The organism is Sphingopyxis sp. GW821-FHT02C12, from assembly GCF_059421785.1.
The window spans coordinates 1,503,060-1,515,183 of the sequence record NZ_JBWKVQ010000001.1 but is presented as its reverse complement, the minus strand read 5'-3'; the positions used below and the strand labels follow the sequence as shown (position 1 = coordinate 1,515,183).

The following is a 12,124-nucleotide window of genomic DNA, read 5'->3' as shown; positions in this document are numbered from 1 at the left end:
GCCATGGACGACAAGAAAATGTCGAAGTCGCTTTCCTATTGGCTGCGACACCGGCCCGACGCGGGCGGGATCGCCATCGACCCGGCGGGCTGGGCCGAGGTCGACGCGGTAATCGAGGCGCTGGCGCGCGCGGAGTTGCCGCACGCCGCAGAAGACCTGCAACGCGTCGTCGCCGAGAGCGACAAGAGCCGCTTCGAAATCTCGCCCGACGGCCAGTTGATCCGCGCACGGCAGGGGCATTCGATCCCGATCGACCTCGGCTGGCCGGTGACCGCGCCGCCCGAATTTCTGTTCCACGGCACGGTCGAGAAATATCTGCCCGCGATCATGGCCGAGGGCTTGCAGCCGATGGCGCGGCACCATGTCCATCTGTCGCCCGACGAACGCACGGCCTTGATCGTCGGCGCGCGGCGCGGGAAGCCGATCCTGTTAAGGATTTCGGCCGCCGCACTCGCCGCCGCGGGCGCCGAGTTTCGCGTTTCGAGCAACGGCGTCTGGCTGGTCGATCATGTCCCGCCGGCGTTCATCGAACGCGCAGACTGAGCGAGCCCTTCAAAGCATGTCGGCGCAGCGTTGGAACCATAGCTTGGCCTCGCGCTTCACCGTCGCTTCGATGTCGGTGAAGGATGCGCCTTCGTCGAAGTCGAAATTGAACATCACCCGCGCCATGACGCCATAGCCCTTGGCCTGCTCCCGCGCGACGAACGCGACCTCGCCGTTGAGCGGGTGTCCCACTTCCGGCTTGCCCACCGACAAGGTCGACAGTTTCAGTTCGGTCGTCATCATGCGTCCCTTCTGTGCGCTACACCGCCGCCGGCAGGCGGGGCGTCGGGTTTGACCATCGCCAGCCACGCCAGCAGCGGCGCGGTGACGGCATCGACCGCGGGTGCGTGCGCCGTGCCATGCGCCAGCGACGCCAGGGCGGCGATCAGCGCTTCCCAATGAACGACGCGGCAGCGCCACAGGTCGAGCAGCGCCTCCGGCACCGGATTGCCCTGATCGAGATAGGCCGCCTGCAAATTGCCGAGCTCGGCGCGCGCTTCGGCGGCGGCATCGCGCGACAAGGTCATGATCGTGCCGAACAGCGCGAGCGGATCGACCATATCAGAGGTTGCCACGATCGCCCCCCGGCTTGCGCCCCTTGATCGCGCCGAGGATGCCGTCGCGGATCGCGTCCACCGCATTGCGGTGCGTGACAAGCGCATAGCGATCGGCAGCATCAGCGGCACGATGCTTGGCATCGAAGCTGTCGAGCGCATCCTGCGACACTTCGTCGGGGTTTTTGCGTTGCCATTCGGCGCCGATGACGATCGAGGCCATCACCTCGTCGAACAGCGCGGCGACCGCCCCGCGCGCGTCGGGCACGCAGCGGAAGCCCGATATATATTCGACCTGCCAGGTGTCGCCGGGGTTGCCGCCGCCGAAAACGACGAGTTGGATCTGGCCGACGAAGCGCCCGTCGATCGACGCAAAGCCGGCGTCGCAGGCATCGATGTAGCCCGGAAAGACCCCGGCATCGGCGGCGCCCTTGCGCGTGTCGTCGAGCAGTTTCTGATGCGGCACGACATGGGTCAGCACGAGGTCGCCGAAGCGCCGCGTCGCGAGATGCTGCGCCATCTGCGGCGCCGTCGCGAGCGGCGCCGGGAGCAGCCATTGCGCGGTCGGCCCGTCGCCGAACTTGGTGCGCCGCCCCGGCTGGAGCATCCCGTGCCACGGTGCGGGAACGAGATAGCGCTGCGGCAGGTCGGGATGCCCGCAAAAGATCAACGCATCGTCGGGCCCGGTGGCGTCGAGGATGACATAGCGGTTCGCGGGCGGTTCGACCTGGATCGCCCCCGTCGCCTGCCACCCCTCGGGCACGAGGAAGCTCAGTTCGCCGTCCTTGGTGCGGAACGGCTGGGGTCCGGCGGACGGCGGCGGCGGGCCGCGCGGAGTGAACAGGGGGTTGGCCATCGCCTTGCCGCCTAGTCGCGGTTCATGTCGACGCTGATCGCGCTGTTGCCGGCAAAGAAGGAATGCCCGTGCCGCGCATGCGTGCTGTTGCCCCCGATATATTGGCCATAAGCCCAATAATGGCCGTCCTTCTGCAGATTGAAGTTCGCGCTCGTGACTCCCGGCGCCTCCTGATTTCCGCCCGGACCCTCGACGAAAATCTTGTAGTTTCCGGATCCATGAACATAGTTCGACAGATAGACATTGACGCTGATTAATTCGGTCATGATCTCGACTCCGCATAGAGGATCAGGCATCTATTGGCCGGAACCGGGCGATGAATACCCCCCGGATTCGAGAGTTGCCGGACGATGCGCGACGATGGAAAACCGTCCATTGCGCGATTGAGCGGCACTATTCGCGGAGAACGCGATGATTACGGCCGAGATACTGGACATCGTCGACCCATGGCAGGACAGATCTCCGGCCGAGGCCAGCGACATCTTTTTCGCCGCCGCCGCGCCGCTCGGCGTGACCTATCTGCAGACCCGCGTCTATCGCCGGCCGACGACCCGCCTCACCGCGAAGAGCCACTGGGCCGCAGGCGGCGTCGTCCGCCGCATCGCGCCCGAAAATTGGCCCGGCAGCCCCGCCTTCAACTATGTCTGTTTCGACTGCAATCCGTTGCTGCGACCGATCATGGAGGGACGGACGCGCTACGCCTTTGGCGATTTCGCGCCGCATGGCGATCCGCGCTTCGGCGCCTATTGGGACGCCCTCGCCGAGGCGGATGTGAGCGAGGCGCTGTGCGCGACATCCTATGGGCCGCAGGGCGCGATCGCGTCGGCGCATATCGGCTTTTCCGATCGCGACGCCGACCCCGCCCGGCGCTCGGTGCAACTCGCTGGGCTGCTCCTCACCGAATATCTCCTGGAAGCGACCGTCCTCGCCGACGATCCCGACCCCGTGCTCACCGAACGCGAGCGCGACTGCCTCGCCTTCGTTGCCGAGGGCAAGACCGACTGGGAGATTTCGGTGATCCTGGGACTCGCCGAATCGACCGTGCGCTTCCATGTCGACAATGCGCGCCGCAAGCTCGACGCGGTCAATCGGGCGCAAGCGGCGGCAAAGCTGGTCCTGATGCGGCTGGTCTAGGCAGCGACACCCCCGTCGGTGGTCGTGGCTAGTCGCCCGCCGCTTCGCCCTTCTGCTGCTCGGCCAGCGCGCGCGATTCGGCCTTCAGCGGACGCGAAACAGGGCAAACTTCCTGAACATAGCCGTTGAGCACATTGGTCAGCGCATCGGGCACGAGCCGATAGAAGACGAACTGGCCGCGCTTCTCGCTGACGATCAGCCCGGCGTTTTCGAGCACCGAGAGGTGCTGCGACACGGCGGGCTTGCTCATGTCGAAGCGCGCCGCGATGTCACCCGCGCTGAGTTCGGCATGCGCGAGATAGGCGAGAATCCGCCGCCGCGGCGTCGACGCCAATGCCTGAAAAACCCGTTCCATTGCCTCAAAATGGGCAAGCCGATCGCCCTTGACAAGCAATAATTTATTTAAGTAATTACTTATATTCTTTGCATGAGAGGAGTCGGGCGATGCGCAGCGAACAGGACCCCCATGCGGTGAACTTCCTGATCGACGAGTCCGGCCCCGACCCGCGTGCCGGCACCGTCCGCGCCGACCTGCCGAGCATCGTCTGGAACGGCGGCATGGCGCTGGTCGCGCTCGCCGCCGGTCCCTTCTTCCTCACCCCTTCGGCGATCCTGCTCTTCTTCGCCACCACCGGCGCCGCGCTGCTGCTGGGGCACAGCGTCGGGTACCACCGGATGATGATCCACGGCAGCTTCGCCGCGCCGCGCTGGCTGACCCGCACCCTCGTCTGGTTCGGCGCCTTCGTCGGCATGGCAGGCCCCTATGGCATCGTCCGCGCCCACGACACGCGCGACTGGGCGCAGCGGCAGGCCGATTGCCACCCCTTCCTGCGCCATGGCACAAACATCGTCCGCGATGCCTGGTGGCAGATTTACTGCCGCCTCGACCTCGACGACCCGCCGCGCTTCGATTTCGGCGAACTCGACCGAGACCCTTTTTACGGCTGGCTGGAAAAGACGTGGCGCTGGCAGCACTTGCCTGTCGCGCTGCTATTCTTCGCGATCGGCGGCTGGGGCTGGGTAATCTGGGGCGTCGCCGCGCGGGTCGCGGTCGCCAATCACGGCCATTGGCTCGTCGGCCATCTCGCGCACAACCGCGGGCCGCAGCACTGGACCGTCGACGCGCATGGCGTGCAGGCGTTTGATGTGCCCTGGGCGGCGATCCCGACGATGGGCGAGGCGTGGCACAATAATCATCACGCCTATCCAGGATCGGCGCGGATCGGGCTGCATCCCGGGCAGAGCGACTGGGGTTACGCCTTCATCCGCCTGGGCGAGCGGCTCGGGCTGATGTGGGACGTCCAGACCCCCGCGACGCTTGGCGCGCGCTGTGGGCTGAGCGTCGTGGCGCCCGGCGCAGCGCCTGCCGCCACGCTCGCGGGGGCCGGCGGGCGATGAAAAACCTGCTGCACCGCCTGCTCGCCGAACTGCCCGATGCCATTCATTATGCGCTGGCCGCCGCAGCGCTGATCCTGTCGCAACACGGCCTCGTCGCGCTTGCCTTTTACGGCCACGCCGCCCCGCTGGCGTTCGACCGGATGTTCTGGCTCTTTCCGATCCGCCAGCTCGCCATGCTGCCCGGGATTTCGCCGCTCGTCGCGATCGGCGGCTTCGCCTTCTGCCTCGCGATATCGACGGCGCTCGTTTTCCTGTCGCTGCGCCGCGCCGACCGGCTCGGGCGCGGAGGAGGGCTGGCGCTGCTGACGATGGTGCCGACGATCCAGATCTTCGCGGCATTCGTCCTGACCCTGTTATGGCGCCGCCGCGCGGGAGCGCCCGCGCCCGAGCGTGTCGGCAACCCCGCCACGCCGCATCAGCTGGCGCGCGGAACCGTCGCGGGAATGGCGCTGATCGTCCTCGCGGTCGCGGTGTCCGGGGCGACCATGGGCGCCTATGGCTGGGGCCTGTTCGTGCTCACGCCCTTTCTGGTCGGGGTCATCACCGGCTATATCGTCAACCGCGGCACGTTGCGCAGCCGCGGCGAAACCCTCGTCGCGGTGGCGCTGGCGGGGCTGCTCGGCACGCTCGCCTTGCTGATGCTCGCGCTCGAAGGCCTGCTCTGCATCCTGCTGATCGCGCCGCTCGCGGCGGGACTCGCGATCGTCGGCGGCCTCATCGGACGCGGCGTCGCGAAGCCGCTTGGACCGCAGGCTCCGCTTTACAGCGTCGCGGCCCTGCCCTTGGTCTTCCTGGTCGACGCCGCGATGCCGCCCGAGCTGCCGATCGTCACCCGCACCAGCATCACCATCGCCGCGCCGCCCGGGGCGGTGTGGGCCAGCCTGACCGCCGACCGCCCGGTCGCCGAAAGTCCCGGGCTCGTCGGCCTCGCGGGCCTCGCCTATCCCGTCGCGAGCCGCATCGCCGGCGAAGGCGAAGGCGCGCACCGAATCGGCACCTTTTCCACCGGCACCGCCGACGAGCGCGTCACCGTCTGGAAACCCGGCCGCACGCTGGCATTCCGCGTCGTCCGCCAGCCCCCCGCAATGGAGGAAATGAGCCCGTACAGGAAACTCCACACCCCGCATCTGTTCGGCTATTTCGACACCGGCGAGACGCGCTTCGACCTAGTGCCGCTTCCCGGCGGTCGCACCCGGCTGACCGCGCGCGCCGACCATGTCCTGCGCATCGACCCCGGCCTCTATTGGGAACCGATCGCGCGCTGGGCGATCAAGCAGAATGTGACGCGGGTCCTCACCGATGTACGACGCGACTCCGAGGCTCGACAGGAGGCACGCGCAGCGGCACACTCGCCACATGGACAATCCAACGCACAGCTGGCCGACTGAGGCCGACACCATCCTTCCCGACCTCGTCGACCTGCGCCGCGCGATCCACCGCGAACCCGAGCTCGGCCTGCAGAATCCCAAGACGCTGGCGAAGATCAAGGATGCGCTCGCCGGGCTGCCGCTCGAATTTCGCGAGGGGCCGTCGACGACCGGGCTGGTCGCGATCCTGCGCGGTCCCGCGAACGGCCGCACCGTGTTGCTGCGCGGCGACATGGATGCGTTGCCGCTGGTCGAGGACACCGGACTCGACTTCACCTCCGAAACCAGCGGCGCGATGCATGCCTGCGGGCACGACACCCATGTCGCGATGCTCGTCGGTGCGGCGAAACTGCTGTGCGCCGCGCGCGACCGCCTGTCCGGCACCGTGATGTTCATGTTCCAGCCGGGCGAGGAAGGGCATCATGGCGCGCGTTTCATGCTCGACGACGGGCTGATCGATCCGCTGCCCGACGCGGCCTTCGCGCTGCACATCATGCCCAATGCGCCGCACGGCGTGTTCGCGGGGCGTGCCGGAGCGCTGCTTGCCTCGTCCGACGTGCTGTCGATCATCGTCAAGGGCGCCGGCGGCCATGCCTCGATGCCGCACGACGCGATCGACCCCATTCCTGTGGCCTGCTCGATCGTCACCGCGATCCAGACGATGGTCACCCGCCGCGTGTCGGTTTTCGACCCCGCCGTGGTGACGATCGCCAAGATCAGCGCGGGCACGACCAACAATATCATTCCCGAAACCGCCGAGCTGCTCGGCACGATCCGCACGCTCTCTCCTCACCGCCGCGCCGCGGTCGCCGCCGAGTTGAAGCGCCTCGCCCCCGCGATCGCCGAGGCGCATGGCTGCAGCGCCGAAGTGGAGATCGTCGAGGGTTTCCCCGTCACCGTCTGCGACAGCCGCGCCGCCGCCTTCGGCCAGCGCGTCGTCGAGGAGACATTCGGCGAGGCGGCGTGGATGACGATGGACCATCCGGTAATGGGCGCCGAGGATTTCGCCTATGTGCTCGAAAAGGTGCCCGGCGCGATGTTCTGGCTTGGCGCGAGCGAGCAGGGCAGCGACTGGCGGAGCTGCTGCGGCCTGCACTCGAACCGCATGGTCCTCGACGAAAAGGTCATGGCACGCGGCGCGGCGCTGCACGCGGCGCTGGCGGAGCGGTTTCTGGAAGGAGGGTTCGAGGCATGATCAACATCATCGGCGCCATCATCACCGGCCTGCTGATCGGCGCTCTGGCGCGGTTCTTTTACCCCGGCGCGGTCGAGATGGGATGGATCGCGACGATCCTGCTCGGCATCGGCGGCTCCTTGCTCGCGGGACTCGTCACCTCACGCGGCCAGCGCGAATTCCATGGCGCGGGGTGTTTCGCTTCGGTGGTCGGGGCGATCGTGCTGATTTTTGTTGGGCGGTTGCTGGGGATCGGCGGCTGACGCCTATTCGATCATCGCCTCGACCGTCTCGTGAGGATACCGGATGAACTCGTTGTAAAGGCGGTAATGCGCGGTCTCTTCCAGCGTCGTCGGCTGGACGGAGAAGCGATCGATCTGCCACAAATCGGCATCGGGCAGCGCCATCAGGATCGGCGAATGCGTCGCCATGATGACCTGGGCATTGCCGGCGCGCTGAATTCGGCGAAGTAACTTCAGGAAATCGAACTGCCGGGATGGCGAAAGCGCCGATTCGGGTTCGTCGAATATATAGATGCCTCGGCGATCAGCGCGTTCGTCGAAGAAATTCAGAAAGCCTTCGCCGTGCGACCAGGACAGATAATCGGGCGGGGCCGCGCCGACATCATGCGCCGCCTCGTCGACGTAGCGGGCCAGCGAAAAGAAGGTTTCGGCGCGGAAAAAGAAACCCTGGCTCACCTTGGGCAGCCAGCCGCCGCGAAGAGCGTCCGCCAAGGCGCCGCCGTCGCCGCCCGAGATGCTCGAGGCGCCCACGGCCCTATGGCCATAGCCCCCAACGCCCTCGCTGAAGCCCGCCAGAACCGCGATCGCTTCGAGCAAGGTGGATTTGCCGGACCCATTCTCGCCGACCAGGATGGTCACCGGCCGCTCGAACGTCATTTCGAAAGCCGGGTCGGCGAACAGCGGAATGTTGAAAGGATAATGATCCGGGTCGATCTGCGACGCATCCGGGTCCGCTTGAGCGTCGCGCCGCGACACGCGCCGCAGATAGGGCGGCGGCAGTCTTGAAGGGGACGCCGCCCTAGCCATCGCTCACGGCACCAACACCGTATCCACCGCCTGCGGCAGCATGTCCGGATAATCGAGCGTATAATGCAACCCGCGGCTTTCCTTGCGGTGGAGCGCGCTCTTCACGATCAGTTCGGCGCATTGGAGCAGGTTGCGCAGTTCGATCAGGTCGGTGGTGACGCGGAAATGGCCGTAATAATCCTCGACCTCGTGGGTCATCATGTTGATGCGGTGCTGCGCACGTTCCAGCCTTTTGGTGGTGCGCACGATGCCGACATAGTTCCACATGAAGCGGCGGATTTCCGTCCAGTTCTGCTTGATGATCACCTCTTCGTCCGAATCGGTGACGCGGCTTTCATCCCATGGCCGGATCGGCGGCGGGGTGTCGAGCTGGTCCCAGCGCGCGACGATGTCCTTCGCCGCCGCCTCGCCGAAGACGAAACATTCGAGCAGACTGTTCGACGCGAGGCGGTTGGCGCCGTGCAGCCCGCTTTCGGTGCATTCGCCCGCCGCATACAGCCCCGGCAGGTCGGTGCGCCCGTCGAGGTCGATCAGCACCCCGCCGCAGGTATAATGTTGCGCGGGCACCACCGGGATCGGCCCCTTCGTCATGTCGATGCCGAGCGTCAGCAGCTTTTCATAGATGTTCGGGAAATGCCCCGCGACGAAATCGGGGTCGAGGTGGCTGATGTCGAGATGGACATAGTCGAGCCCCGATCGCTTGATCTGGTCGTCATTGGCGCGCGCCACGACGTCGCGCGGCGCGAGTTCGGCGCGCGCGTCATAATCGGGCATGTAGCGGTGGCCGGTGACCGGGTGCTTGAGGATGCCGCCCTCGCCGCGCACCGCCTCGGTGATCAGGAAATTCTTGACCTCGAGATTGTAGAGGCAGGTCGGGTGGAACTGCATCATTTCCATGTTCGAGACGCGCGCGCCCGCGCGCCAGGCCATCGCGATGCCGTCGCCGGTCGCGCCTCGGGGGGCGGTCGAGAATTGGTAGACACGCCCCGCGCCGCCGCTGGCAAGGATCGTCGCGCGGCCGACATGCGCATGGACCTCACCGCTCTTTTCATCGAGCGCATAAACGCCCCAGACGCGGCCCGATCCTGAGTAACGTTCCTCGTGGCGGCCGGTAATCAGGTCGATGCACGCCTGTCCGGGCAGCAGCGTGATGTTCGGATGCGCCTCGGCGGTCTTGAGCAAGGCAGCCTGCACCGCCCAGCCGGTCGCGTCGTCGACATGGACGATGCGGCGGTGCGAATGGCCACCCTCGCGCGTCAGGTGCAGCGCGTCGCTGTCCTTGTTGAAGGGCACCCCCATCTCGACGAGCCGCTCGATGGCGTGCGGCGCATTCTCTACGACGAACTCGACCGTCTCGCGCCGGTTGAGCCCGGCGCCCGCGACCATCGTGTCCTCGATATGATTTTCGAAGGTGTCGCCCGCATCGAGCACCGCGGCGATCCCGCCCTGCGCCCAAGCGGTCGAGCCGCCGGTGAGTTCGCCCTTGGCGAGCACGAGCACGCGGCAATGATCGGCGAGCGCGATCGCCGCGGTGAGCCCCGCGGCGCCGGAGCCGACGATGATGACGTCGTGGGGGGGGGTGTCGGTCATCCCCATGGTCCTTTTTTCTTGAGAGGACGAACAACAATCCCGCCAAAACGCGCTTCGTCAGCGCGACAGGCAATGCCGTCGATATAGCAGGTCTGCGACATATAGGGCGAGCCATCCGCATAAGTTGCGGTGAGGCTCTCGATCAGATTGGGATAGCCCGGAGACGCATTTTGATATTTGACCGGCCGACCGGCGTCATCGGCAATACGCTCATAGCAATCGCCGCAGACATAATCCGGGTAGCGGGGATTTTCCTTCACGGAAGCCCCGCAGATCGGACAAGCCTGCAGGCCGTCCTCACCCATTCGCCGCGCGGGTCAGGTTGAGGAACACGTCCTCCAGATCGGCTTCGCGGGTCGAGACGTCGACGATTCCGTGGCCCATCGCGTTGACTGCGGCGAGCACCTCGCCGGCGTTCATGCGATCCTTGTTGTAGCTGATCGCCAGCCCGCGTGTCCCCTCGCGCTCGATCTTGTCGAACGCCGGGTGCGTCGGCAGCACCGTGATATCCTGGTCGAGCGTCACGACGACGATCTTCTCGCGCGCCATGTCGACCAGTTCGCGGGTCGGCTTGTTGGCGATCAGCCGTCCGTGGTTAATGATCGCGATGCGGTCGCACAGCTCTTCGGCTTCTTCAAGATAGTGCGTCGTCAGCACCACGGTGACGCCGCGATCGTTCAAGGACTTCACATAGGACCAGAGCTGTTGCCGCAGTTCGATATCGACCCCGGCGGTCGGTTCGTCGAGGACGATAATCGGCGGCGAATGGACCATCGCCTTGGCGACGAGCAGGCGGCGCTTCATGCCGCCCGACAGCGTCCGCGCATAGGCGTCGCGCTTGTCGCTCAGGTGGACCGCGTCGAGCAGTTCGTCCGAAATGCGCTTCGCCTTGGGCACACCATAGAGCCCGGCCTGATTCTCCAGCGTCTCGAACGGCGTGAAAAACGGGTCGAAAACGATTTCCTGCGGCACGATGCCGATCGAATATTTGGCGTTTCTGGGATCGGCGTCGATGTCGAAGCCCCAGATGCTGGCCGACCCGGCGGTCTTGTTGACCAGCCCGGCGAGGATGTTGATGAGCGTCGACTTGCCCGCGCCGTTCGGCCCGAGCAGCCCGAAAATCTGCCCGCGCGGCACGTCGAAACTGACATTGTCGAGCGCCTGCTTGCCGCCGGCATAGAGTTTGGAGACGGCGTCGATGCGGATGGCGGCTTCGGTCATGGCCGCTTCCATAGCCGCGCCGCGCGGCTCGCGAAAGCCCGTGTTCCGGCAAGGAAATCTTTACCATGGCGGGTAAGCATATTTTGTCACATCGCCCTTATGAGGGGTGATGTGAGGACCAGACACATCATCTGCCCGCCGCTTCGCCGGCGCGGCCTAGCCGCCCTGACGCTCGCTTTTGTGCCGTTCGCCGCTCCGTCGGCGCACGCGCAGAACAACGCGCAGGGCGAAGCCGAAGCCATCGTGCTGCGGCCCCTTTCCTTCTTCAAGGTTAACGACCTCGATTTCGGCGACATCATCGCGTCGAACGCGGCGGGGACGGTGCGCATCCTGCCCGACGGCTCCCGGACGCGGACCGGTGGCGCGACGCTGGCCGGGAATGACGGCGAACCCGCGCGTTTCGCCGGGCTCGGCTCGTACAACCGCGAGGTCAATATCTCGCTCGGCGCGAACCAGATATTCATCACCGGCCCCGGGCAGCAGATGCGCGTGCGCAATTTCGAGATCGGCAGCACGCCCACCGCGATCCTGTCGACCACCCCGACGCGCTTTCGCATCGCCTCGACGCTCGGCAACTATAATTTCCCGGTCGGCGCGACGCTCGACGTCAACGCCAATCAGGCGCCGGGCGATTACAGCGGGACCTTCACCATCACCTTGAACTATCTCTGATCGCCGTATGTGGGGCGACGGCACCGGGGGACCACTGGCGCGTTTCGGGGGGAGCGCGCTTGCCGGTGCCGTCATGGCGGCGCTCTGGACGATGCCGGCGGCCGCGCAGCAGACGCAGGGCCAGGCGAGCGCGCTGGTGCTCGAACCCATGTCGCTGACCAATATCGAACAGCTCGACTTCGGATCGATCATTCCGTCGGCGACGATCGGCACTGTCACCGTCGCCCCGTCCGGCGCGGTCACGACCTCGGGCGGGGTGATCGCGGCGTCGGGCGATGCGCGCCCGGCGCGCTTCGCGGGTCAGGGCAGCGCCAATCGCGTCGTCATCAAGACCGGATCGAACCAGATCGCCCTGACCGGCCCGGGCGAGGCTATGCGCGTCGACGATTTCGAGATCGGCGCGCTCACCGGCCTGTCGCAGATCGGCAACGGCAACAATTTTCGCATCACCGGCACCAATGGCATCGTCGGCTTTGCGGTCGGCGGCCGGCTGCGCGTCAACGCCAACCAGGCCGAGGGCGACTATAGCGGCAGCTTTTCAGTCACCTTCAACTATCAATAGCCCG

The 12,124-nt window shown here is 66.2% G+C and carries 17 protein-coding genes; 8 read left to right on the top strand and 9 right to left on the bottom strand.

Going from position 1 to position 12,124, the window contains the following annotated elements:
* The first annotated feature begins 3 nt into the window (after positions 1-3).
* Complete coding sequence (locus AC07U1_RS07175; protein WP_495177003.1) at positions 4-543, top strand: RNA 2'-phosphotransferase; 540 nt, start codon at positions 4-6, stop codon at positions 541-543.
* 9 nt (positions 544-552) lie between these two features.
* On the opposite strand, the gene AC07U1_RS07170 is transcribed toward AC07U1_RS07175, so the two are convergent.
* From AC07U1_RS07170 to AC07U1_RS07155, 4 genes are read right to left on the bottom strand one after another with little or no spacing between them, the layout of a single operon-like run.
* On the bottom strand, positions 553-783 hold the full coding sequence (locus tag AC07U1_RS07170) for a hypothetical protein (protein ID WP_056342637.1): 231 nt from the start codon (positions 781-783) through the stop codon (positions 553-555).
* Positions 783-1,118 (bottom strand): hypothetical protein, encoded by a 336-nt coding sequence (locus tag AC07U1_RS07165; protein ID WP_495177004.1) that lies wholly within the window; start codon positions 1,116-1,118, stop codon positions 783-785. Before AC07U1_RS07165 ends, AC07U1_RS07170 begins: the two co-directional genes overlap by 1 nt.
* Entirely contained in the window at positions 1,105-1,953 is an 849-nt protein-coding gene (locus tag AC07U1_RS07160; RefSeq protein WP_495177005.1) for a hypothetical protein, read from the bottom strand. The genes AC07U1_RS07165 and AC07U1_RS07160 overlap by 14 nt, the downstream gene beginning before the upstream one ends.
* A gap of 11 nt (positions 1,954-1,964) precedes the next feature.
* Positions 1,965-2,219, bottom strand: coding sequence for a hypothetical protein (locus tag AC07U1_RS07155; RefSeq protein ID WP_495177006.1), 255 nt, complete (start codon positions 2,217-2,219; stop codon positions 1,965-1,967).
* A 145-nt stretch (positions 2,220-2,364) separates the two neighbouring features.
* Here AC07U1_RS07155 and AC07U1_RS07150 point away from each other — a divergent pair, with 145 nt between their 5' ends.
* Entirely contained in the window at positions 2,365-3,087 is a 723-nt protein-coding gene (locus AC07U1_RS07150; RefSeq protein WP_495177007.1) for a helix-turn-helix domain-containing protein, read from the top strand.
* 28 nt (positions 3,088-3,115) lie between these two features.
* Here AC07U1_RS07150 and AC07U1_RS07145 read toward each other — a convergent pair whose 3' ends face one another.
* On the bottom strand, positions 3,116-3,442 hold the full coding sequence (locus AC07U1_RS07145) for a metalloregulator ArsR/SmtB family transcription factor (RefSeq protein ID WP_495177008.1): 327 nt from the start codon (positions 3,440-3,442) through the stop codon (positions 3,116-3,118).
* An 89-nt stretch (positions 3,443-3,531) separates the two neighbouring features.
* On the opposite strand from AC07U1_RS07145, the gene AC07U1_RS07140 reads away from it, so the two are divergent.
* The 4 genes from AC07U1_RS07140 to AC07U1_RS07125 are packed head-to-tail and all read left to right on the top strand — an operon-like array spanning position 3,532 to position 7,289.
* A complete protein-coding gene (locus AC07U1_RS07140) occupies positions 3,532-4,485 on the top strand; it encodes an acyl-CoA desaturase (protein ID WP_495177009.1) in 954 nt (317 codons plus the stop codon).
* Positions 4,482-5,873 carry an SRPBCC family protein gene (locus tag AC07U1_RS07135; protein ID WP_495177010.1) on the top strand — a complete coding sequence of 464 codons (1,392 nt, stop codon included), beginning with the start codon at positions 4,482-4,484 and terminating at the stop codon, positions 5,871-5,873. Before AC07U1_RS07140 ends, AC07U1_RS07135 begins: the two co-directional genes overlap by 4 nt.
* Entirely contained in the window at positions 5,842-7,047 is a 1,206-nt protein-coding gene (locus tag AC07U1_RS07130; RefSeq protein ID WP_495177011.1) for a M20 metallopeptidase family protein, read from the top strand. Before AC07U1_RS07135 ends, AC07U1_RS07130 begins: the two co-directional genes overlap by 32 nt.
* Positions 7,044-7,289, top strand: a complete 246-nt coding sequence (locus tag AC07U1_RS07125) for a GlsB/YeaQ/YmgE family stress response membrane protein (protein WP_187139599.1) — start codon at positions 7,044-7,046, stop codon at positions 7,287-7,289. Before AC07U1_RS07130 ends, AC07U1_RS07125 begins: the two co-directional genes overlap by 4 nt.
* Before the next feature lie 3 nt (positions 7,290-7,292).
* On the opposite strand, the gene AC07U1_RS07120 is transcribed toward AC07U1_RS07125, so the two are convergent.
* The 4 genes from AC07U1_RS07120 to AC07U1_RS07105 all read right to left on the bottom strand — a co-directional run bounded on the left by AC07U1_RS07120 (position 7,293) and on the right by AC07U1_RS07105 (position 10,886).
* Positions 7,293-7,925: an AAA family ATPase gene (locus AC07U1_RS07120; RefSeq protein WP_495197671.1), complete on the bottom strand. Its 633-nt coding sequence runs from the start codon at positions 7,923-7,925 to the stop codon at positions 7,293-7,295.
* Positions 7,926-8,078: 153 nt separating this feature from the next.
* The gene (nadB, locus tag AC07U1_RS07115; protein WP_495177013.1) at positions 8,079-9,665 is read right to left on the bottom strand and encodes an L-aspartate oxidase; all 1,587 of its coding nucleotides are present in this window, start codon (positions 9,663-9,665) and stop codon (positions 8,079-8,081) included.
* Complete coding sequence (locus AC07U1_RS07110; protein ID WP_495177014.1) at positions 9,662-9,970, bottom strand: hypothetical protein; 309 nt, start codon at positions 9,968-9,970, stop codon at positions 9,662-9,664. Before AC07U1_RS07110 ends, nadB begins: the two co-directional genes overlap by 4 nt.
* Complete coding sequence (locus AC07U1_RS07105; RefSeq protein WP_495177015.1) at positions 9,963-10,886, bottom strand: ABC transporter ATP-binding protein; 924 nt, start codon at positions 10,884-10,886, stop codon at positions 9,963-9,965. The genes AC07U1_RS07110 and AC07U1_RS07105 overlap by 8 nt, the downstream gene beginning before the upstream one ends.
* Before the next feature lie 111 nt (positions 10,887-10,997).
* Here AC07U1_RS07105 and AC07U1_RS07100 point away from each other — a divergent pair, with 111 nt between their 5' ends.
* Positions 10,998-11,558 (top strand): DUF4402 domain-containing protein, encoded by a 561-nt coding sequence (locus AC07U1_RS07100; RefSeq protein WP_495177016.1) that lies wholly within the window; start codon positions 10,998-11,000, stop codon positions 11,556-11,558.
* A gap of 73 nt (positions 11,559-11,631) precedes the next feature.
* Complete coding sequence (locus AC07U1_RS07095) at positions 11,632-12,120, top strand: DUF4402 domain-containing protein (protein WP_495177017.1); 489 nt, start codon at positions 11,632-11,634, stop codon at positions 12,118-12,120.
* Positions 12,121-12,124 lie beyond the last annotated feature (4 nt).